General features: G+C 70.1%; 18 protein-coding genes. 4 read left to right on the top strand and 14 right to left on the bottom strand.

Annotation, left to right across the window (positions count from 1 at the left end):
* Window positions 1-3: 3 nt before the first annotated feature.
* Window positions 4-1089 carry a 1-deoxy-D-xylulose-5-phosphate reductoisomerase gene (gene dxr, locus OL358_RS11265; RefSeq protein WP_264710059.1) on the bottom strand — a complete coding sequence of 362 codons (1086 nt, stop codon included), beginning with the start codon at window positions 1087-1089 and terminating at the stop codon, window positions 4-6.
* A gap of 25 nt (window positions 1090-1114) precedes the next feature.
* Complete coding sequence (locus OL358_RS11260; protein ID WP_264710058.1) at window positions 1115-2098, bottom strand: FKBP-type peptidyl-prolyl cis-trans isomerase; 984 nt, start codon at window positions 2096-2098, stop codon at window positions 1115-1117.
* Between the two features lie 147 nt (window positions 2099-2245).
* Here OL358_RS11260 and OL358_RS11255 point away from each other — a divergent pair, with 147 nt between their 5' ends.
* Window positions 2246-2962, top strand: a complete 717-nt coding sequence (locus OL358_RS11255) for a lysophospholipid acyltransferase family protein (protein WP_413631512.1) — start codon at window positions 2246-2248, stop codon at window positions 2960-2962.
* A gap of 9 nt (window positions 2963-2971) precedes the next feature.
* Here the strand turns inward: OL358_RS11255 and OL358_RS11250 are convergent, their stop codons facing one another.
* Window positions 2972-3448 (bottom strand): OsmC family protein, encoded by a 477-nt coding sequence (locus OL358_RS11250; protein ID WP_264710056.1) that lies wholly within the window; start codon window positions 3446-3448, stop codon window positions 2972-2974.
* A gap of 51 nt (window positions 3449-3499) precedes the next feature.
* Here OL358_RS11250 and OL358_RS11245 point away from each other — a divergent pair, with 51 nt between their 5' ends.
* Window positions 3500-4489: an asparaginase gene (locus OL358_RS11245; protein ID WP_264710055.1), complete on the top strand. Its 990-nt coding sequence runs from the start codon at window positions 3500-3502 to the stop codon at window positions 4487-4489.
* 56 nt (window positions 4490-4545) lie between these two features.
* Window positions 4546-5661: an alanine dehydrogenase gene (gene ald / locus OL358_RS11240; protein WP_264710054.1), complete on the top strand. Its 1116-nt coding sequence runs from the start codon at window positions 4546-4548 to the stop codon at window positions 5659-5661.
* A gap of 58 nt (window positions 5662-5719) precedes the next feature.
* On the opposite strand, the gene OL358_RS11235 is transcribed toward ald, so the two are convergent.
* The 7 genes from OL358_RS11235 to OL358_RS11205 all read right to left on the bottom strand — a co-directional run bounded on the left by OL358_RS11235 (window position 5720) and on the right by OL358_RS11205 (window position 16879).
* Window positions 5720-7288 (bottom strand): APC family permease, encoded by a 1569-nt coding sequence (locus OL358_RS11235; RefSeq protein ID WP_264710053.1) that lies wholly within the window; start codon window positions 7286-7288, stop codon window positions 5720-5722.
* 9 nt (window positions 7289-7297) lie between these two features.
* Window positions 7298-10168: an FtsK/SpoIIIE domain-containing protein gene (locus OL358_RS11230; protein ID WP_264710052.1), complete on the bottom strand. Its 2871-nt coding sequence runs from the start codon at window positions 10166-10168 to the stop codon at window positions 7298-7300.
* Between the two features lie 66 nt (window positions 10169-10234).
* A complete protein-coding gene (locus OL358_RS11225; RefSeq protein WP_264710051.1) occupies window positions 10235-11077 on the bottom strand; it encodes a PP2C family protein-serine/threonine phosphatase in 843 nt (280 codons plus the stop codon).
* A gap of 49 nt (window positions 11078-11126) precedes the next feature.
* Entirely contained in the window at window positions 11127-13172 is a 2046-nt protein-coding gene (locus OL358_RS11220; protein ID WP_413631444.1) for an ABC transporter ATP-binding protein, read from the bottom strand.
* Window positions 13169-14902 (bottom strand): ABC transporter ATP-binding protein, encoded by a 1734-nt coding sequence (locus OL358_RS11215; protein ID WP_264710050.1) that lies wholly within the window; start codon window positions 14900-14902, stop codon window positions 13169-13171. The genes OL358_RS11220 and OL358_RS11215 overlap by 4 nt, the downstream gene beginning before the upstream one ends.
* 140 nt (window positions 14903-15042) lie before the next feature.
* On the bottom strand, window positions 15043-16041 hold the full coding sequence (locus OL358_RS11210) for an aldo/keto reductase (protein ID WP_264710049.1): 999 nt from the start codon (window positions 16039-16041) through the stop codon (window positions 15043-15045).
* Window positions 16042-16135: 94 nt separating this feature from the next.
* A complete protein-coding gene (locus OL358_RS11205; RefSeq protein WP_264710048.1) occupies window positions 16136-16879 on the bottom strand; it encodes a DUF5684 domain-containing protein in 744 nt (247 codons plus the stop codon).
* A gap of 157 nt (window positions 16880-17036) precedes the next feature.
* Between OL358_RS11205 and OL358_RS11200 the strand changes: the two genes are divergently transcribed.
* Complete coding sequence (locus OL358_RS11200) at window positions 17037-17534, top strand: DUF4282 domain-containing protein (RefSeq protein WP_264710047.1); 498 nt, start codon at window positions 17037-17039, stop codon at window positions 17532-17534.
* A gap of 348 nt (window positions 17535-17882) precedes the next feature.
* On the opposite strand, the gene OL358_RS11195 is transcribed toward OL358_RS11200, so the two are convergent.
* From OL358_RS11195 to OL358_RS11180, 4 genes are all read right to left on the bottom strand, one after another.
* Window positions 17883-18632 carry a YaaA family protein gene (locus OL358_RS11195; protein WP_264710046.1) on the bottom strand — a complete coding sequence of 250 codons (750 nt, stop codon included), beginning with the start codon at window positions 18630-18632 and terminating at the stop codon, window positions 17883-17885.
* A gap of 67 nt (window positions 18633-18699) precedes the next feature.
* Entirely contained in the window at window positions 18700-18960 is a 261-nt protein-coding gene (locus OL358_RS11190; protein WP_264710045.1) for a F0F1 ATP synthase subunit epsilon, read from the bottom strand.
* Window positions 18961-18962: 2 nt separating this feature from the next.
* On the bottom strand, window positions 18963-20411 hold the full coding sequence (gene atpD / locus OL358_RS11185) for a F0F1 ATP synthase subunit beta (RefSeq protein ID WP_264710044.1): 1449 nt from the start codon (window positions 20409-20411) through the stop codon (window positions 18963-18965).
* Between the two features lie 22 nt (window positions 20412-20433).
* Window positions 20434-21330, bottom strand: a complete 897-nt coding sequence (locus OL358_RS11180; RefSeq protein WP_264710043.1) for a F0F1 ATP synthase subunit gamma — start codon at window positions 21328-21330, stop codon at window positions 20434-20436.
* Window positions 21331-21336 lie beyond the last annotated feature (6 nt).

The following is a 21336-nucleotide window of genomic DNA, read 5'->3' as shown; positions in this document are numbered from 1 at the left end:
GTCCTACGCGACGGCCGCGATCTCCCGGTCGGCCGTCTCGCGAGCCCAGCGCTCGGCCTCGGCGAGCGTTTCGCGGGTGAGTGCCTCGGGTGCCTCGTGGCGGTCGACGACGCGCTGCACGGTGTCGAGGATCCCCGGGAAGCTCAGGCGTCCCTCGTGGAAGGCGTCCACGGCCTGCTCGTTCGCCGCGTTGAACACCGCGGGGAATGTGCCACCCGCCCGGCCGACGGACTTCGCCAGCCGCACGGCGGGGAAGGACTTCTCGTCGAGGGGCTCGAAGGTCCAGGATGCCGCGACCGACCAGTCCAGCGGACGTCCGACGCCCGCGACCCGGTGCGGCCAGTCCAGTCCGAGCGAGATCGGCAGGCGCATGTCGGGCGGAGAGGCCTGGGCGATCGTCGAGCCGTCGCTGAACTCCACCATCGAGTGCACGATCGACTGCGGGTGCACGACGACGTCGATCTCGCCGTAGGGCACGCCGAACAGCAGGTGCGCCTCGATCACCTCGAGGCCCTTGTTCACGAGGGTCGCGGAGTTCGTCGTGACGACCCGGCCCATGTCCCACGTGGGGTGGGCCAGGGCCTCGGCGGGCGTCACGTCGGCGAGCGAGTCCCGGCTGCGTCCGCGGAAGGGACCGCCGGATGCCGTCAGCACGAGACGCCGCACCTCGGCGCGATCGCCCGAGCGCAGCGCCTGGGCGATGGCCGAGTGCTCCGAGTCGACGGGAACGATCTGGCCGGGCCGGGCGATCGCCGTCACCAGGTCGCCGCCCACGATGAGCGACTCCTTGTTGGCGAGTGCCAGTGTGCGGCCCGTCTCCAGCGCGGCGAGCGTGGGACCGAGCCCGACCGATCCGGTGATGCCGTTGAGCACCACGTCGGCCTCGACATCTCGGACGAGCTGCTCCGCCTCGACCGCGCCGAGCGCGACGTGCTCGACCCCGAACTCGACCGCTTGAGCGTCGACCGCCGCACGATTGGTGCCCGCCGACAGGCCGACGACCTCGAAGCGACCGGGGTTCGCCCGGATGACGTCGAGCGCCTGCGTCCCGATCGAACCTGTGGAGCCGAGGACGAGGACGCGTCGCATCGCGCCAGCCTACCGGCGAGCCGGCCTACTGCTCGGTGACCTCGATGATCTCCAGCGCGAAGACGAGCGTCTCGCCGGCCAGCTCGTGCTCGCTCGAGCCCGCCTCGCCGTAGCCGCAGGACGGCGACATCGTGACGAGGATCTTCGAACCGACCTTCTGGCCCTCGAGCGCACGCTTGAAGCCGGCGACGACACCCGTCGTCTGGAAGGTGGCGGGCTCACCGCGCTCGTAGCTCGAATCGAACACCGAGCCGTCGCTCCACTTCACGCCCGTGTAGTTCACGGTGACGGTGTCGCCAGGCTCGACGGTCGCGCCGTCGCCCTCTTCGAGCACCTCGAGCTGCACGCCGTCGGGGGCGTCGCCCTCGGGGATCGTGACCGTGGGGATGCCGTCGGCCGAGTACTCGACGGTGGGGAAGACGTCGCCGGGCTCGGTCGCCGCGCACCACGCGTCGGCGGGAGTCACTTCGAGCACGTCGATGACGTTGACGAGCGCACCGCCGGACTGGCTCTCGGGCGTGATGACGACGAGGCGCGAACCCTCGGTCGCGCAGCCGAAGTAGGCGTCGGCTCCGGAGCCGATCGTGACCTGCTGCGGCGGGAGCGGTGCGTCGTCGAAGCCGGCGGCCTGCACCTGCTCGCCGGTCGCGGCGTCGTAGACGACCCGCGCGTACGTGACGTAGTCGCCGTCGGCGATCTGGGTGCCGTCGCCCTCGACGGCGACGACGCGTTCGGCGGTCGTGAACTCGAGCGGCGCCGCGAACTCCACCGTGGGAAGCTCTCCGACCTCGCCGGAGACGCTGATGGATGCGGCGACGTCGCCCTCGGGCACGGCCACCGCGCAGAGGTCGCTTGCGGCGCTCGTGTCGGTCGGCGCGGGGGTCGACCCCGGTGCAGATCCCGCGCAACCCGCGAGGAGCACAGCCGACAGGGCGGCGATGGACAGGGCGGCGAGCGGGCGAATGCGCACGGTGAGACCTCGAGTCGATGTCAGGGGACGCTCCATCATTCCGCATGTTTCCTCTGTCTGCGCTGAGAACCGGCCATGCCAGTGACGGCATGGAAACGGGAGTACCCTCGACGAGTGACCTCCGACCTGGTGCCCGACGCGGACGAGCCGACCGCCGACGAAGCACCTGAGCAGCCGGTGACGCGCATGGGCGCCACGTATTTCCTGGGCCGATTCGTGCTCACCCCCCTCGCGCGCCTCGTCTACCGGCCCCATGTCGAGGGTCGCGGCAACGTGCCCAAGTCGGGGCCCGTCATCTTCGCGAGCAACCACATGTCGTTCATCGACTCGATCGCGATTCCTGTCTCGGCGCCGCGACCCGTGCACTTCCTGGCGAAGGCGAGCTACTTCGACGGCACCGGCTTCAAGGGCTGGGTGTCGAGGGAGTTCTTCACGGCGATCGGCGCCATCCCGGTGAAGCGCGGAGCCGGCCAGGCTGCGCTCGACGCGCTCGACCAGCAGCGTGTCCTCCTGGAGCACGGCAGCGCCGTGGCGCTGTACCCGGAGGGCACCCGCTCCCTCGACGGCCGCCTCTACAAAGGCCGCACCGGTGTCGCCTTCCTCGCACTCCAGACCGGGGCACCGGTCGTGCCCGTCGGTCTCATCGGCACCGACAAGGTCATGCCCGTCGGCGCGAAGCGGCCGTCACTGAGCGAACGCATCACCGTCAAGTTCGGCGAGCCGCTGCACCTCGGTCACCATGGCCCCGCCGAGTCGGGCCGCGCCCGCCGGCTCGCGACGGACGACATCATGGCCGCGATCCACGCACTGTCAGGGCAGGAGCTCGCGAACGCCTACAACGAGGTGCCCGCGCAGACCCCGATCGAGCGCATCAAGCAGGTTCTCCCGCACGAGCGCCGCTGACGCCCGAGGTCACTCCCCCGCGACGAGGATGGTCGGCTCGTGACGCACGGGGAACTTCACCGAATTCGCGATGAAGCACCACTCGTTCGCCTGCGCGTGCGCGGCGGTCGCGGCATCCGTCATCGACGCATCGGCCACGGTCACCCGCGGCCGAAGCACGACCTCCTGGAACGCCCCGCCGCCACGGCCGTCCTCGACCATGAGCCCCGACGCGTCGTCTTCGTAGCCGACGACGACGACACCGGCGGTCACGCAGGCGTGCAGGTAGGACAGCAGGTGGCACTCGCTCAGCGACGCGAGGAGGAGATCCTCGGGGTTCCACCGCGACGGATCGCCGCGGAACGGCTTGTCGGACGAGGCCAGCAGGGTCGGCTTGCCGGCGATCTCGACCGTCGAGGATCGGTCGTAGTCACGGTAGCCGGAGGTGCCGGTGCCCCGGTCGCCCGTCCACGTGGTCCGGACGGAGTATCGATGCTCACCCAACATGTGCACAGTCTGTCATGCGGGCCCGCCACGACTCGGCGGTAGGCTGGCCGGGTGCCGCAGACCTTCGCCGCAGCCGACGCCGTCGAGCTCGCCGTCGTCGACCGCAGCGGGTTCATCGAGTCCCGGCATGCCGGGATCGCGGTGGTGCTCGCGTCGGATGGAACGATCGCCGAGCGCCTCGGCGACCCGTCGGCGCTGATCCTCCCCCGATCGAGCCTCAAGCCGCTCCAGGCCCTCGCGTGCCTGTCGGCGGGCGCATCGCTCGAGGGCGTCCCGCTCGCTCTCGCGACGGCGAGCCACTCGGGGACCGACCGTCACGTCGAGGCGGTGCGCGAGATCCTCGGCGCGGCGGGTCTGGGCGAGGAGGACCTCGGCTGTCCGCCCGCGTGGCCGAGTGACACCGCCACGCGCGACGAGCTCGTGCGCGACCGCGCCGAGCCCGCGCGCATCCGCATGAACTGCTCGGGCAAGCATGCCGCCATGCTCCTCGCGTGCGTCGCGAACGGCTGGGACACGGCGGATTACCTGGCGCCGGGGCATCCGCTTCAGCTCCACGTGCGCGAAGTCGTGGAGCGCCTGCTCGGCGAGAAGACCTCGGCGACCGCGATCGACGGCTGCGGCGCCCCCGTGTACGCGACGACGCTGTTCGGGCTCGCGCGGGCGATCCACCGGATCGGCACCTCGTCCACGACCTCGCCGTTCGCGCTGCACCGGAGTGCCGGCACGCTGGTGCAGGCGGTGCGCGAGAACCCGTGGACGATCGACGGACCGGGCCGGCCCGACACGATCGCGATCGAGTCGCTCGGCGTGTTCGCGAAGGGCGGCGCCGAAGGCGTCATGGTGATGGTGGCTCCGAACGGCACCACGGTAGCCCTCAAGATGCTCGACGGCAGTGGCAGGGCCGCGACCGCGGTCGCACTGCGGCTCCTCGAGCGCGCCGGCGCGCTGTCACCCGCAGACGTGGCGGCCACCATGCAGAAGCTTCCCCTGTCGATCTCCGGCGGCGGGCAGGATGTCGGGGCGATCCGCCCCGCTTTCTAGAGGCGCTCCCACGAGGAGCCCGAGCGCTCCAACGGCGGAGCGGAAAGGACCACACGATGAGGATCAGCGTCCCCACCGAGGTGAAGAACAACGAGTACCGGGTTGCTCTCACTCCCGCAGGCGTGCACGACCTGGTCGCCGCAGGCCACGAGGTGTTCGTGCAGCGGGGCGCGGGCACCGGCTCGTCCATGCCCGATACCGAGTACGAGGCCGCCGGAGCGACGATGCTCGACGATGCGGCCGAGGTCTGGGCGCGCGCCGAGCTGCTGCTGAAGGTCAAGGAGCCCATCGCGAGCGAGTACGGGCACTTCCGCGACGACCTCGTGCTCTTCACGTACCTCCACCTCGCCGCCGACCGGCCGCTGACGGACCAGCTCGTCGCCGACGGCATCACCGCGATCGCCTACGAGACGGTCCAGGTCGCCGGCGGCGGACTCCCCCTCCTCGCGCCGATGAGCGAGGTCGCGGGCCGCCTCGCCCCGATGGTCGGGGCGTCGACGCTCATGCGCTCGGCCGGCGGGCTCGGGCTGCTCATGTCCGGGGTCCCCGGCACGCGCCCGGCGCGCGTCACGGTGATCGGCGGCGGCGTGGCAGGAGCCAATGCGGCCGTCATCGCGGTGGGCATGGGAGCGGACGTGACCGTCTTCGACACGAACGTGCAGCGTCTGCGCTACCTCGACGACCACTTCCAGGGCCGCGTCAAGACGGCGGCGTCGAACCCGTTCGACCTGGATCGCGCGGTGGTCGACTCCGACCTCGTGATCGGCTCGGTGCTCATCCCGGGCGCGAAGGCTCCCAAGCTCGTCACCAACGAGATGGTCTCCCGCATGCGGCCGGGAAGCGTTCTGGTGGACATCGCGGTCGATCAGGGCGGATGCTTCGCCGACACCCGTCCGACCACCCACGCAGATCCGACCTTCACGGTGCACGACACGGTGTTCTACTGCGTGGCGAACATGCCCGGCGCGGTGCCCAACACGTCGACGTCGGCGCTGACCAATGCCACCCTGCCGTACATCCGGCAGATCGCGCGACGCGGCTGGCAGGAAGCGCTGCGCTCCGACCCGGCTCTGGCCGCCGGTCTCAACGTGGTCGGCGGAAAGATCGTGAACGCCGGCGTGGCGACCGCTCACGGTCTGGAGCTGACGCCTCTCGCGAGCGCCCTGGCGTGACCTGACGAACGGATGCCGCGCCCCGCGTTCTCGCCGGGCGCGGCATCCGTGTCTGAGGTCAGGTGAGTCCGCCGTCGATCGATCGGCCGAAATCGGCCGGATCCTCGGGCACCAGCACCGGGGTCTCGCGGTTGAGGCTCTCACCGCGGAAGAACGGCTTCGCGCGGGGGAACAGGAACCACAGCACCATCAGCACGACGCCGAACGCAAGCGAACCGATTCCCAGCAGGAACGTGCTGCCGATGTTGCCGATTCCGCCGCTGTATCCGTAGTCGGGGTTGTACATGTCGATCGCCGACTGGACGAACGCGTAGGTCAGCATCAGTGCGCCGAGGAGCGGGAAGAGGAACTTGTAGAAGAAGTTCCTCGTCGAGGTGAACAGCTCGCGCCGGAAGTACCAGACGCACGCGTAGCCGGTGATGCCGTAGTAGAACGCGATGGCGAGCCCGAGCGACAGGATCGAGTCCTGCAGGATGTTGTCGCTGATGAGGGTCATCCCGACGTAGTAGAAGATCGCGACGGCGCCCATGACGAGGGTGGAGAACGACGGGGTCTTGTAGCGCGGGTGCACGGTCGCGAAGCGCCGCGGGAGAGCCTTGTAGGCGGCCATGGCGAGCGTTCCGCGGGCGGTCGGGAGGATGGTGGTCTGCGTGGACGAGATCGCCGAGATCATGACGGCGACGACGAGCACCCAGCCCAGCGGGCCCAGCAGGCCGTCCTTGATCGCGAGGAAGAAGTCGTCGGCGTTCGCCTCGTTCCCGAGTCCGGTGCCGCTCTCGCCGAGGCCGGCGTACATCATCGCCGCGATCGTGACGCCGACATAGGTCACCAGAAGGATGACGGTGGTGAGCAGCGCCGCACGGCCGGGGATGCGCTTGGGGTCCTTCGTCTCCTCGTTGAGGGCGAGGCAGGTGTCCCATCCCCAGTAGATGAAGAGCGCGAGCAGGATCGCCTCGACGAAGCCCGACCACTCCGTGAACGCGAACGGGTTGAACCATGACCAGTCGAAGGGCGTCGGGTCGGGGGCGGTGCCGGCGAAGAAGTGCCACAGCGCTGCGACGACGAAGATCGCGAGGGCGGCGTACTGGATGGCCAGGAGGATGTTCTGGATCCGCTCGCCGATCTCGACGCCGCGCCAGCTCACCCAGGTCATCGCCGCGATGAACACGACACCCGTCACCGTGACGAGCGGTACGTTGTCGGAGAGAAGGGCGTCCTCGGGGCTGCGGACGATCCCGTCGATCAGCGCCCAGAAGTAGATTCCGGCGATCTGCGCGAGGTTTGCGAGCACGACCATGCCCGCGACGGCGACCCCCCACCCGCCGAGCCATCCGACCCACGGGCCGAAGGCTTTCGTGCCCCAGGTGAAGGTGGTGCCGCAGTCCGGGATCTCGTTGTTGAGCTCGCGGTAGGCGAAGGCGATGAAGAGCATCGGGATGAACGCAATGACGAACGCGATGGGCGCCTGCGCGCCGACGGCGAGCACGACGAAGCCGAGCGTCGCGACGAGCGAGTAGACCGGCGCCGTCGAAGCGAGGCCGATGACGGTCGAGCCCCAGAGTCCCAGCGTCCCTGCTGCGAGTCCTTTTCCTGCCGGCCGTTCGAGATCGATCGGAGATGTAGCCACACTGTGAAGCTATGGGGTGCCTCCCGGGCGGTCAAGAACGCCGGAGGAACGGATCGGCCGGAGTTCAGGCGACGGGAGGACGATGCGGACGGGCTCGGCACCGCCGGCCACCAGCCATGCGCGGCCGCGGCCGGGTTCGCAGTAGGGCGGCAGCTCCCGTGCTCCGGTGAGGAGCCGAAGCTCCGCCGCGCACGAGGCGTCGACCACGAGCTCGTGGTCGCCTCGCACGTCGGAGAGGAGTCGCCAGTGCCGCTGCCAGTCGTCGGGCTCCCCCGCCACCACCACCGGGCCGTCGGCCGTGATCGAAGGGTCGGCGACGTAGGCGTCGACGCCGGCGACGCGGATGCCTCGCGCCTCCCACTCCGCCAACGCCGCCCGCCCCGCCGGCGATCGCCGGGATACGAAGCCGGTGAGGTTCGCGGACGGACACCATTCGGCGGAAGCGCGTCGCGGGCGCTCAGCCAGGGCAGGTGCGAGCGCGACCTGCACCTCCACGCCACCGAGCACGCCCCGGCCGGCCGGCGCGCCCGTCCGGAATCGATCCGCCTCGCCACCGGCGGCGAGGTGCTCGCTCCTCGTCGGGAAGGCGAGCAGCAGACGACGCGGGAACAGGTCGGCGACGCGCGCAACAGGGCCGGTGAGGCGCCGCGCGGAGGCGAGGACGAGGAAACCGCCGGGGCCGGCGCTGCGCAGGAGGTCTTCGAGGCGCTCGACCACGGCCTGGGCGTGGTCAGGCGGCAGTCGCGCCGTGATCGCATCGAGGTCGTCGATGCACACGATCGTGCCGGGTCGCGGCGGTTCGGCGACGAGCGCGGCAACCGCGTCCCACACGCCCTCCGGATCGGCCGGGACCTCCACGACCTCGCCGTCGGCCTGCGCAGCGAGGAGCCGGAGCGCGTTGCTCGCCCCCGCGCCCGGGCCGCCGAGCACGAGGAGGGCGCGGTCATCGACCCCGATGCCCACCACGTTCTGGCGTTGCAGGCCCGGCTCGTCCGCGAGAGCAAGGATCAGCTGGGCCGCATCCGGTGAGCGGAGCCGCAGATCGTCGAGGGTGAGCAGACTCGGGAGCTCCGGCAACCACGGCCGCCGCGGGTCGGGTCCGTCATGGGACGCCGACGCGGCTGTCACGTCCGCGGGCGCGGACAGCGCGATGCGGACGCGGCGCGGGCGAGCGTCGCCCGCGCGGCGGACGAACGCGTGCCCACGACCATCCGGCCCGCCCGGCAGGTGGGCGGCATCGTCCGTCCCGATCACCGTGCGACTGTCCGCAGGATCGGAGACGCGAAGGCTGATGCGGAGGGGGCAGTTCGCCAGCAGGCTCTCGCGGATCACTCCGGCCGAGCGCTGGGTGCCGAGGATCAGATGGATGCCGAGCGCCCGGCCGCGCGCAGCGACGTCGGTGAACACGGCGTGCAGCTCGGGGTGGTCGGCGAGGAGGGCCGCGAACTCGTCGACGACGACGACGAGACGCGGCACATCGACGCGCGGATCGAGGATGTCGCGCGCTCCGACGCCGGCGATGGCGGCCTCGCGCCACCGCACCTCGGCGCGCAGACTCTCGATCGCACGCCGGGCGCCGGTCCCATCGAGGTCGGTGATCACGCCTGCCACGTGAGGCACCCCTGCGAGCACGTCGAAGGCGGTTCCGCCCTTGAAATCCGCGAGCAGGAACGAGACGTCCCGCGTGGAATGGGTGCGGCAGAGCGACAGGATCCACGTGATCAGCAACTCGCTCTTCCCCGACCCCGTCACGCCCGCCACCACCGCATGCGGGCCGTCGCCGACCAGGTCGATCGTCGCCGGCACCGTGCCGTCGAGGCCGATGACGGCGGAGAGCCCGCCGGCGCTGGCCGTGCGCGGGTCGATGAGTGGTGCGAGCGCGATCGGGCCTGCGTCGCGCGTCGCGATGCCGAGCATGCGCTCTGCACGGTGCGCGAGGGCTTCGGCCAGCACCTCCGCCTGGTCGTGCGCGATCGCCTCGACCGTCACGTCGACTTCCTCGCCCGCGTGCTCCAGCCGCGCGACCCCGGATGCCTCGACCGTCAGCACCGCCGCGCAACGGGGCGGGAGCGGCTCGCCGGGGAGACGGCGCGCGATCGCGATGTCGGCATCGGGCGGGGCGGCCTCGCCCGGTGCGATCAGCGCGACGCGTCGACCTCCGGACGCGCGCCGGTGCGGCAGGCGGTCCGCCCACCGCTGCGCGGGGTCGAGGCCGCCCACCACGGCGAGCTCGCCGGGCGGCAGCGCGAGACAGAGCTGCAGGACGAGCGCGCGCTGCACGGCCGCCGTGAGGACCGGCGCACCCACGACGACGATCCCCTGCGTCGCCGGCACGACGACGGGCGCGCCGGCCAGTCTGCTCGCGCGGAATCGGAGGGACGCGGCATCCGGGTCCCCCTCGCCGCCGGTGAGGCGCACGGTGCTCGCGATCTCGCCCTCCCCCGCGACCAGGGCGTCGCCGCGTTCCGGAGACAGCCGCCAGACGTCGTCTTCGCGGGCCGCGAACGCGGCGACGTCGGGATGCCGTGCCCACAGGCGGCGGCGCTCCGACTCGTGACGTGCGTCCACGGCGCGCGAGACCTCGGCACGCGTGCGGAGCGCCGCCGCCTGATGCCGCTTGCGATCGCGACGCGCGGAGCGCGCGGCATCGGCCATCGTCGCGACCGCGATCAGCGGACCGAGCGCCGCGAGCCACAGCGACAGGATCGAGCCGGTGACGAGCCAGAGCCCGACCGCACCGACGACGGGAACGATCGCCGCCACGACGGGGAACGGCGGCCTGGCGGGCGGCGCCCACGCGGCCGGCAGCGAGAGCGGCTCAGCGGAGTCGTCGATGGGATTCACGAGCGTCGAGAAAGCGGGAACGGGCGAGAAGTGCACGGCCTCAGTGCAGCGCGGATCCCGCCGCTCGCGACGGCATCACGGCGAATCCGTGAAGTCGGAGCGTCAGTCCTCGGTTGTGGAGGAGTCGCTCTCGTCGGCGCCCCGACCCGCCGACTCCTCGGTGTCGTCGACCGGCTCCTCGGGCGTTCCGACGTCGAGCACGATGATCGTGATGTTGTCGCGTCCGCCGTTCTCGAGCGCGGCATCGAGCATCGCTGTCGCCGCGGCGGCCGGATCACGATTCTCGTCGAGGAAATGGCGGATGCCGTAGTCCGTGAGCTCCTTCGTGAGCCCGTCCGAGCAGATCACGAACCGATCGCCCTGCGCCACGTCGAGCCGGACGTAGTCGGGCGTCACGCCCTCGCTCGGGCCGACGGCGCGCGTGATGACGTTGCCGTACGGGTGGTTCTCGGCCTCGTCCGGGCTGAGCCTGCCCGACGCGATGAGCTCCTGCACCACCGAGTGGTCGGTCGTGATCTGGATGATCGATCCTTCGCGCACGAGGTACACGCGCGAGTCGCCGATGTTGAGGGTCACCCAGTGCGCGGACTCGCCGCTCGTGTCGAGGTAGACGCCCGTGAGCGTGGTGCCGGTGCCGTCGTCGGTGGCCTCGGGGTGCGAGGCGATGTCCTTCACCGCGCGCACGAGAGCCTTCTCGATCGCCTGGGGGTTCACCGTGCCGGCCTCGACCATCGCCTTGAGCCGGTCGATGGTGCTGGCGCTGGCGATCTCCCCGCCGACGTGACCCCCCATGCCGTCGGCGACGACGAACAGCGGGTAGGCGGCGAAGACGGCGTCCTGGTTGACCTCGCGGCGACGGCCGGTGTCGGTGACAGCCGCCCAGGCGAGATCGAGCGATCCTCCCGGCACGGGAACCGTGCGCGACTGGGTGGAGACCTCGGGCACGCGTGTCCTCCCGATCGGCTTTCGCGAGACCCGGTGGCCTGACGCGTCCTCACATACTAGTGGCTTCCGCTCCCCCGTCTTCGGCGTCAGGGCCGGGCGACGCGCCGGATGCCGGGGCTCCGACAGTCACCGGGTCCACCAGCACCTCCTCGTCCATCGGCGCCTCGAACTGCGCGTTGTAGAGCCGCCAGTAGGCGCCCTTCGCCGTGAGCAGCTCGTCGTGCGTGCCCTGCTCGACGATCGCGCCGTTCTCCATCACGAGGATCAGATCGGCGTCGCGGATCGTCGACAGGCGATGCGCGATCACGAACGCGGTGCGGTCCTCCCGCAGGCGCGACATCGCCCGCTGGATGAGCAGCTCGGTGCGGGTGTCGACCGAGCTGGTCGCCTCGTCGAGGATGAGGATGCGCGGATCGGCGAGGAACGCGCGCGCGATCGTGATGAGCTGGCGCTCTCCCACGCTGAGGTTCGTCGCCTCGTCGTCGAGGAGCGTGTCATAGCCGTCGGGCAGGGCGTGGACGAACCGGTCGACGTACGCGGCGGTGGCCGCTTCGACGATCTCCTCCTCCGAGGCATCCGGCCGGCCGTAGGCGATGTTCTCGCGGATCGTGCCCGAGAAGAGCCACGTGTCCTGGAGCACCATGCCGGTGCGCGAGCGCAGGTCGTCGCGCGTCATGCCGCGCGTGTCGACGCCATCGAGCGAGATGCGACCGGAGTCCACGTCGTAGAACCTCATGATGAGGTTCACCAGCGTCGTCTTGCCTGCGCCCGTCGGACCGACGATCGCGACGGTGCTTCCGGGCTCGGCCGCGAGGGACAGATCATCGATGAGCGGCTTGTCCTCGACGTACCGGAACGAGACGTCCTCGAATGCGAGACGACTGGCGTGATCCGGCGCGGTCTGCGCGTCGGCGTCGTCGGGCTCCTCCTCGGTCTCGTCGAGCAGCTCGAAGACGCGCTCGCCACTCGCGACGCCGGACTGCAGCAGGTTCGCCATCGAGCCGAGCTGGCTGAGCGGCTGCGTGAATTGGCGCGAGTACTGGATGAACGCCTGCACGTCACCGATGGAGAGAAGGCCCGCGGCGACCTGCAGCCCGCCCACCACGGCGATGGCGACGTACACGAGGTTTCCGATGAACATCATCGCGGGCATGATGATGCCCGAGAGGAACTGAGCGCCGAAGCTCGCCTTGTACAGCTCGTCGTTCTCGGCCCGGAAGTCTGCCTCGACCTCCTTCTGGTGGCCGAAGACCTTGACGATCGAGTGACCCGAGAACGTCTCCTCGACCCGCGCGTTCAGAATGCCCGTGGAGGTCCACTGCGCGACGAACAGCTTCTGGGAGCGTCTCGCGACGAGAACCGTGATCACGATCGTGAGCGGGATCGTCACGAGCGCGATCACGGCGAGCAGCGGCGAGATGAGGAACATCATCACGAGCACACCGACCACGGTCAGCAGCGAGATCACGACCTGCGACAGCGTCTGCTGCATCGTCTGACCGATGTTGTCGACGTCGTTGGTGACCCGGCTCAGCAGCTCGCCGCGCTGGACCTTGTCGAAGTACGAGAGCGGCAGTCGATGGATCTTGTCCTCGACCTGGAGGCGCAGGCGGTGCATCGCCCGCTGCACGATCCCGTTGAGCAGCCGCGCCTGCAGCCAGCCGAACAGGCTCGCCAGCACGTACACGGTGAGAACGCCGGCGAGGATCCAGGCCAGCTGCTCGAAGTCGACGCCGGCTCCCGGAACGAAGTCCATCGCGGCGATCATGTTCGCCTGATCCTGGTTGCCCTCGGCGATCAGCTGGTCGACGACCTGCTGCTTGGTGACGCCGGCCGGCATCTGGAGCGACACGAAACCGGCGAAGACGACGTTGGTGGCGTTGCCGAGGAGCTTCGGACCGATCACGCTCAGCGCGACCGAGAGCACCGAGAAGACCAGGACCACCACCAGGAGCGGCCTGTCGGAGCTGAGCGTGCCGAGCAGGCGCTTCGCGCTCGGGCCGAAGCTCTTCGCCTTCTCGCCGCCCGCGACCTGTCCCATCGGGCCGCGCTGGAGCGGCATCCGCTGCTGCGGCCCGCGCTGTGCGCCGCTCATGCCGCCGCCTCCGCCGTGAGCTGGGATTCGACGATCTCGGCGTACGTCTCGCAGGTCTCGACGAGCTCGTCATGGGTGCCGATCCCCACCATGCGCCCGTGGTCGAGCACGATGATCTGGTCGGCGTGGCGGATGGTCGAGACGCGCTGCGCCACCACGATCCGCGTGGCATCGGGCAGGCGGGTGTCCAGTGCGCGGCGGAGCGCGGCATCCGTCCTCAGATCGAGGGCCGAGAACGAGTCGTCGAAGATGTAGATCTCCGGCCGTTTCACCAGGGCTCTCGCGATGGCGAGTCGTTGTCGCTGTCCGCCGGAGACGTTCGTGCCACCCTGTGCGATCGAACCCTCGAGGCCTTCAGGGAGCCCCTCGACGAAGTCGCGCGCCTGGGCGATGTCGAGCGAGTCCCACAGCTCCTCGTCGGTGGCCTCGGCGTTGCCGTAGCGGAGGTTCGACGCGATGGAGCCGGAGAACAGGAACGCGCGCTGCTGCACGAGGCCGATGCGCTGCCACAGCTCGTCGGGGTCGTACTCGCGCACGTCCACGCCGTCCACACGAACCGACCCGGCCGTCACGTCGAAGAGCCGGGCGACAAGGCCGATGAGCGTCGTCTTCCCCGCGCCGGTCGAGCCGATGATGGCCGTCGTCGTGCCCGGCTCCACCGAGAACGTGAGATCGCGGAGCACCGCATCCTCCGCGCCCGGGTACGCGAAGTCGACCGCGTCGAACTCGACGCGACCGGCAGGCACGGGCGCCTGTGCCGCGACCACGGGAGCCGCCACCGAGGGCGCGGTGTCGAGGACCTCGCCGATGCGGTTCGCGCACACGGCGGCGCGCGGGATCATCACGAACATGAAGGTCGCCATCATGACGCCCATCAGGATCTGCATGAGGTACTGCAGGAACGCGAACAGGGTGCCGATCTCGACGTCGTGGTACTGCACCTCGAACGCCCCGAACCAGATCACCGCGACGCTGGACACGTTCATCACGAGCATCACGGCGGGGAACATGAGGGCCATCAGGTTGCCCGCCTTGAGCGCGGTCTCCTGCACCTCGTCGCTGGCCGCGGCGAACCGCGCACGCTCCTCGCGCTCGCGCACGAACGCCCTCACGACGCGGATGCCGGTGAGCTGCTCGCGCATGATCTGGTTCACGCGGTCGATGCGCTTCTGCATCTTCGTGAAGGCGGGGACCATCCGCCACACGATCGCGCCGACGATCACCAGCAGCACCGGGATCGCCACGGCCATGAGCCACGACAGCCCGGCATCCTGACGGACGGCCATGATGACGCCGCCGATCGCGAGCATCGGCGCGGAGATCATCAGGGTCGCCGAGACCTGCACCAGCATCTGCACCTGCTGCACGTCGTTGCTGTTGCGCGTGATGAGCGAGGGTGCGCCGAACTGCCCGACCTCGCGCTGCGAGAACGCCACCACGCGGTGGAAGATGTCACCCCGCAGATCGCGGCCCATGCCCATCGCGAGGCGAGATCCGAAGTAGACGGCGACGATCGCGCAGGCGACCTGCACGAGGCTGACGGCGAGCATCACGCCGCCGGTCTCCCAGATGTAGGGGATGTCGCCCTGGACGACGCCGTTGTCGATGATGTCGGCGTTCAGCGTCGGCAGCAGCAGCGATGCGATCGACTGCGCGAGCTGGAAGACGACGACGGCGATGATGAGGGCCCAGGCGGGGCGCAGATAGCGCACCAGGAGCTTTCCGAGCACGGTGGTCCTTCCGGTGCGCGAAGAGGCGCCGCGACAGCGGTATGCGCACAGAGTGCGACGCTACGCCTCGCCGAGCGCGCGTGACAAACCCTCGGCGTACGCCCTCGGCGAACCGGCCCGCGCCGTGCGCGGAAGGGCTCTCAGACCCGGGCGCCCGGGTCCTCCGGAAGGGGGAACAGCGCGTCGATGGCTGCGAGGTCCTCCGTCGTGGGCGTCCACGCGGATGCTGCGGCGGCGTTGGCGCGGATCTGCTCCGGGGATGTCGCGCCGGCGATCACGCTCGCCAGCGACGGCCGCGCCAGCAGCCAGCCGAACGTCGCCTCGAGCATCGTGATCCCCCGTTCGTCGCAGAAGCCCTGGAACGCCTCGAGCGCATCCCACGGGGCCTCCTGCCAGACATGCTGCCGCTGGCGCATGATGCGCGTGTCGCTCGGCGCGTGATCGCGCGTGAACTTGCCGGTGAGCAGCCCGTTGTGGAGCGGGAAGTACGGCAGGAAGCCCAGCCCGAAGCGTTCGACAGCAGGCAGCACGTCGCGCTCGGCCGCCCGCGCGAGGAGGCTGTAGTGGTTCTGCGCGGACACGAACGGCACGCCTGCGCGCTCGGCGGCGACGTAGTGCGCCTCGGCGATCTGCCAGCCCGACAGGTTCGAGTGGCCGATGTAGCGCACCTTGCCCTCGCGCACGAGGTCCGCCAGCGCGTCCAGCGTCTCCTCGATCGGCGTGCCGGGGTCGGGCGTGTGCAGCTGGTAGAGGTCGATCCACTCCGTCTGCAGACGGCTGAGGGATGCCTCCACCGCACGTCGCACGTACGACCGCGACGCCTTCGACCCGGTCACCTCGTACCCCATGTCCCGGCCGAAGTGCCCGAACTTGGTCGCCAGCGTGACGCGGTCGCGCCGGCCCTTCAGCGCCTCGCCCATGAGGGTCTCGGAGAGGCCGGGATCCTTGCCGTACATGTCGGCGGTGTCGAGGAACGTGACCCCCGCGTCGATCGCGGCATCCAGCACCTCGCGCGTGCCTTCGAGCGTCTCGGTCCGCGTGCCGGCCCGTCCGAAGTTGTTGCAGCCGAGGCCGACGGCGGTGACGAGGAGACCGGAGGCGCCGACACGGCGCAGGGGGACGGCAGGTGCGGAGGTCATCCCTCCACGTTATCTCCCGCGCGCTCGCTCATCCGTCGCGCTGGACGTGCGACGACCCCCCGCCCGAGGGGCGAGGGGTCGTCGTGTCGAAGAGTTACGGCTTCGGCTCTTCCGGGGCTGCCGGCGGCTCGGTCGCTGCCGGGGGCGCCGGCGGTGCGGCGGCCGGAGGAGGCGTCACCGGAGGCTGGGCCGCTGCGGGCGGTGGCGTGACGGGCGCAGCAGGACCGGCCGGCGCTGCGGGCGGCGGCGTGTAGCCCGCCGGGGGCTGGTAGCCGGCCGGAGGCTGGTAGCCCGCTGCCGGAGCGGTCGCCGGGTTCGCCGGGAATCCGCCCGCCGGAACCTGGTTCGGAACGCCGGACCACGTCGTGTTGTCGGCGAGGAAGTTCCCCGCCCACGGAGCGGCCGGGATCGCGGTGTTCCAGCGCGACTTGTCGAAGGCGTTGATGCCCAGCCACACGATCGAGAGGAAGAAGTAGAGGATGAGCCAGACGGCTTCCTTCTGGAGCTTCAGACCGACGCGCCACGCGGCGAGCAGCGTGTAGATGAAGGCGGCGAGCGGGAACAGTCCGCCGATCACCGGAATCCAGCCGAGGACCGCCGATGCGCCCCACAGGATCAGCAGCCACCACGGGTTGAGGTCGCCGAGCTTCACGAAGATCAGGGTGTTGTAGACCGGCACCCACGCACGCCACTTGCCCTGCACTCCGGCCTTCTCGAAGATCTTCATCAAGAACCACGAGGTGATGACGTAGCCCGCGATCGCGAGAATGAACAGGAAGGGCAGCAGCACAAGGTAGACGGCGAGCAGCCCGCCGACTCCGTAGTCGTCGTCGTACATGAACGTCCTCTCCGGAACGATCATCGGCGTGCCGCGCACACCGAGCGTGGCGCCACGCCCCGCGCGTCACATGCTATCGAGGCATGCGCGACCGTGTCAGCAGACACGTCGCATTCGGGGGCTGACCCCCGTGGCCGCGGTGGGTAGCCTGAGGACTATGAGCGACTCCACCTCCGTCCCGCCCCTGCCCGACCAGCCAGCATCCGAGGCGGCCGAGGCGGCCCGCGCGGGAGCCGCACCCGCCGGTGCGTCCGCGACGGCGTACGATCCGGCGACGGACCCCGACAACACGGGGGTGCCCACGTCGCTCAGCGAGGACGCGACCGCCGTGGGGCGCGGGTTCTTCTCCGCGCTGTTCGACCTCAGCTTCCGCACGTTCATCACGCGCCGGCTCGCGAGCGTGTTCTACCTCGTCGGGCTCATCGCGATCGCGATCGGCTTCGTCGTCTATCTGGTGAACGGCATCGTCGGCGGAGCCTCGCTCCTGTGGATCAACGCGGGCGCGGGCATCACCGCGCTGATCGCGACATTGATCATCGTGCCGCTGGTGTCGTTCATCGCGATCATCGCGCTGAGGTTCATCATCGAGGCGGTCGTGGCCCTCATCGCCATCGCCGAGAACACCGAGCGCACGGCGCAGCACACGCGCCGCTGAGGCGCTGCGCCGGGCGCTTCCGCGCTACCGATTCCTGCATCCGCGCCCGATTCATGCAGCCGCGGATGCAGGAAAGGACAGCGCACGGAGCTCAGGACGCAGCGCGAGCAGGTCCCCCGCGCCGTGAGCCGAGCGAGCGGGCCGAGCGAGCGGGCCGGCCGGGCGGGCGGGCCGGGCGCTGCGCCGGCGCTTTCGCGCTGCCGATTCCTGCATCCGCGCCCGATTCATTCAGCCGCGAATGCAGGAAACGACAGCGCGCGCAGCTCAGGGATGCAGCGCGCACAGCTCAGGGACGCAGCGCCCGCACGTCCCCCGCGCCGGTGAGCCGAGCGGGCGTGCCGGGCGGGCTCAGGCGAAGAGCTCGAGCTCGCCGCCCGCTCCGTCGCGCACCCGCAGGCCCGCGGCATCCGCCCACCGCACGAAGCCTTCGCGCGAGGCGACCCGCGGGCGCCCCTCGGCCAGGCGCCGCACCAGAGCGCCCTTGGCGTGCTTGTTGAAGTGGTTGAGCGCGCGCACCGCGCCGCCCTCCGCCTCGGCGACCACCCGCACGTACGCCGACGGGATGCCCGCGGGAACGGGACCGAGCGCGACGTACGCCTCGGACCGCAGGTCGAGCACGAAGCGCGGCTGCTCCTCCGCGAGGGCGGCGGTGACGGCATCCGCCCATACCCGCTTCAGCGACGGCAGGCCGGGCAGAGACGCGGCCGCACCGAGGCGGTACGCGGGAATCGCGTCGAGTGCGCCCACAGGGCCGAACGGGGCGGAGTGCACGCGCACGTGGGTTCCGAGCCAGCGGCGTGCCGCCGCGGGGAGGGATGCCGCGTCCAGCGCGTCGTACAGGACGCCGGTGTAGCGGTCGATGGCCGGCATCGTCGGCGCATCGCGCAGCGCGGCGTTGACGGCCACCTCGTGCCGCTGCGTGGCGCCGAGCTTGAGCACGCGGGCGGCGGCGTCCTCGTCGGCCGACAGCGCGACGAGCGCCTCGACGACGGCGGCCCGCTGCGGTGCCAGCGAGGGAAGGGCGAGGGATGCCGCGTCCAGCGGCCACGCACGGCCTCCCGGGCGCTTCGTCTCGGAAGGGGGCAGGAGGATCAGCATGCGAGGTCCCGGAAAGACGGCTCGGCCGGCCTCGAAGAGAGGCCGGCCGAGCGCGATGTCGTGCGTGTCAGGAGATGAGCGCCGCGTTGCCGGCGACGATCGTGAGATCGTCCCCCTCCATGGAGAGGAAGCCGTCCTGCGCGTTCGCGACGATCTTCGAGCCGGAGGTCTCGGTGATGCGCACCTGACCCTCGGCGAGGATCGCGAGCACCGGCTCGTGACCGGCCATGAAGCCGATCTCGCCCTCGACGGTCTTGGCGACGACGAGCGACGCCTCGCCGGACCACACCTCCGCGTCGGCGGAGACGAGACTCACGTTGAGCGGCATGATCAGCCGTTCTCCTTCTGGATGCGGGCCCAGTTCTCCTCGACGTCGGAGATGCCGCCGACGTTGAAGAAGGCCTGCTCCGCCACGTGGTCGAAGTCGCCCTTGACGATCGCGTCGAACGACTCGATGGTCTCCTTGATCGGGACCGTGGAGCCCACGACGCCGGTGAACTTCTTGGCCATGTAGGTGTTCTGCGAGAGGAACTGCTGGATGCGACGTGCGCGCGACACGACGATCTTGTCCTCCTCGGACAGCTCGTCGACACCGAGGATCGCGATGATCTCCTGCAGTTCCTTGTTCTTCTGGAGGATCTGCTTGACGGCGGTGGCCACGCGGTAGTGGTCGTCGCCGATGTAGCGCGGGTCGAGGATGCGGCTCGTCGAGGTGAGCGGGTCGACGGCGGGGTACAGACCCTTCGAGGCGATCTCACGCGAGAGCTCGGTGGTCGCATCGAGGTGGGCGAAGGTGGTCGCCGGAGCCGGGTCGGTGTAGTCGTCGGCGGGCACGTAGATCGCCTGCAGCGAGGTGATCGAGTGACCGCGCGTCGAGGTGATGCGCTCCTGGAGCACACCCATCTCGTCGGCGAGGTTCGGCTGGTATCCCACGGCCGAGGGCATGCGGCCCAGCAGCGTCGAGACCTCGGAGCCGGCCTGCGTGAAGCGGAAGATGTTGTCGATGAACAGCAGCACGTCCTGCTTCTGCACGTCGCGGAAGTACTCCGCCATCGTCAGCGCCGACAGGGCCACGCGAAGACGCGTGCCCGGCGGCTCGTCCATCTGGCCGAACACGAGAGCCGTCTTGTCGAAGACACCCGCCTCTTCCATCTCGTGGATGAGGTCGTTGCCCTCACGGGTGCGCTCACCGACACCGGCGAACACCGACACACCGCCGTGGTCCTGCGCGACGCGCTGGATCATCTCCTGGATGAGGACCGTCTTGCCGACGCCGGCGCCGCCGAAGAGGCCGATCTTCCCACCGAGGACGTACGGCGTGAGCAGGTCGATGACCTTGATGCCGGTCTCGAACATCTGGGTCTTCGACTCGAGCTGGTCGAAGTTCGGCGCCTTGCGGTGGATCGGCCAGCGCTCGGTGATCTCGATGGTCTCGCCGGGCGCGGCGTTGAGGACCTCGCCGGTGACGTTGAAGACCTTGCCCTTGGTGACGTCGCCGACGGGAACAGTGATCTGCTCGCCGGTGTCGCGCACCTCCTGGCCGCGGACGACGCCGTCGGTGGGCTTGAGCGCGATGGCGCGGACGAGGTCGTCACCGAGGTGCTGTGCGACCTCGAGCGTGATCTCGGTCGACTCGCCATCGATGGTGATGGTGGTCTTGAGTGCGTTGTAGATGTCGGGGATCGAGTCGTGGGGGAACTCGATGTCGACGACCGGACCGGTCACGCGCGCGACGCGGCCGACGACCGCGGTCTCGGTCTTCTCTGCGGTGAGGCTCATGGCTTCTTCTCTTTCGTGTGGTCTATTTGCCCGACGCCAGAGCGTCGGCGCCGCCGACGATCTCGGCGATCTGCTGCGTGATCTCGGCCTGGCGTGCGTTGTTGCGCAGGCGCGTGTAGTCGGTGATGAGCTTGTCGGCGTTGTCGCTCGCGGACTTCATCGCCTTCTGCGTCGCGGCGTGCTTGGCCGCCGACGACTGCAGGAGGGCGTTGAAGACGCGGCTCTGGATGTACACCGGCAGGAGCGCGTCGAGCACCGTCTCGGCGTCCGGCTCGAACTCGTAGAGCGGGTACACCTGAGCGGATGCCGATTCCTCGGCCTCCACGACCTCCAGCGGAAGCAGGCGCACGGTCTCGGGCGTCTGCGTCATCATGCTGACGAAGCGGTTGTAGACGAGGTTGATCTCGTCGACGCCGCCGTCTTCGCCGCCGCGGTCGTACGCGTCGAGCAGGGTCGCCGCGATCTCCTCCGCCGTGGTGAAGTGCGGGGTGTCGGTGTCACCGGTCCACTCGGCTGCGGCATCCATGCGACGGAACTGGAAGTACCCGACGGCCTTGCGTCCGATGAGGTAGAACACCGGCTCCTTGCCCTGCTGCCGGAGCAGCTCGGCCAGCTCGAGGCCCTCACGGAGGATCTGCGAGTTGAACGCCCCGGCGAGGCCGCGGTCGGACGCGAAGATCACGACGGCGGACCGGCGGATGACCTCGCGCTCCCGCGTCAGCGGGTGCTCCACGTTGGAGTGCGTCGACACGGCGGAGACGGCTCGCGTCACGGCACGCGCGAAGGGCGAGGACGCGCGCACACGCGCCATCGCCTTCTGGATGCGCGAAGCCGCGATGAGCTCCATCGCCTTCGTGATCTTCTTGGTCGTCTGAGCAGTGCTGATCTTCTGCTTGTAGACCCGGAGTTGTGCGCCCATTGTCTC

The organism is Microbacterium sp. SSM24 (genome assembly GCF_025989145.1).
Classification (GTDB): Bacteria; Actinomycetota; Actinomycetes; order Actinomycetales; family Microbacteriaceae; genus Microbacterium.
The sequence above is the reverse complement of the archived record's forward strand: the minus strand, read 5'-3'. Positions and strand labels throughout refer to the sequence as shown.

Coding starts and splice junctions, on each gene's coding strand:
- OL358_RS11200 (WP_264710047.1), top strand. CDS start 17,037: ATGAGCGACTCCACCTCCGTCCCGCCCCTGCCCGACCAGCCAGCATCC.
- OL358_RS11190 (WP_264710045.1), bottom strand. CDS start 18,960: ATGCCGCTCAACGTGAGTCTCGTCTCCGCCGACGCGGAGGTGTGGTCC.
- OL358_RS11180 (WP_264710043.1), bottom strand. CDS start 21,330: ATGGGCGCACAACTCCGGGTCTACAAGCAGAAGATCAGCACTGCTCAG.
- OL358_RS11205 (WP_264710048.1), bottom strand. CDS start 16,879: ATGTACGACGACGACTACGGAGTCGGCGGGCTGCTCGCCGTCTACCTT.
- OL358_RS11195 (WP_264710046.1), bottom strand. CDS start 18,632: ATGCTGATCCTCCTGCCCCCTTCCGAGACGAAGCGCCCGGGAGGCCGT.
- dxr (WP_264710059.1), bottom strand. CDS start 1,089: ATGCGACGCGTCCTCGTCCTCGGCTCCACAGGTTCGATCGGGACGCAG.
- ald (WP_264710054.1), top strand. CDS start 4,546: ATGAGGATCAGCGTCCCCACCGAGGTGAAGAACAACGAGTACCGGGTT.
- OL358_RS11255 (WP_413631512.1), top strand. CDS start 2,246: ATGGGCGCCACGTATTTCCTGGGCCGATTCGTGCTCACCCCCCTCGCG.
- OL358_RS11260 (WP_264710058.1), bottom strand. CDS start 2,098: ATGATGGAGCGTCCCCTGACATCGACTCGAGGTCTCACCGTGCGCATT.
- OL358_RS11250 (WP_264710056.1), bottom strand. CDS start 3,448: ATGTTGGGTGAGCATCGATACTCCGTCCGGACCACGTGGACGGGCGAC.
- OL358_RS11220 (WP_413631444.1), bottom strand. CDS start 13,172: ATGAGCGGCGCACAGCGCGGGCCGCAGCAGCGGATGCCGCTCCAGCGC.
- OL358_RS11210 (WP_264710049.1), bottom strand. CDS start 16,041: ATGACCTCCGCACCTGCCGTCCCCCTGCGCCGTGTCGGCGCCTCCGGT.
- atpD (WP_264710044.1), bottom strand. CDS start 20,411: ATGAGCCTCACCGCAGAGAAGACCGAGACCGCGGTCGTCGGCCGCGTC.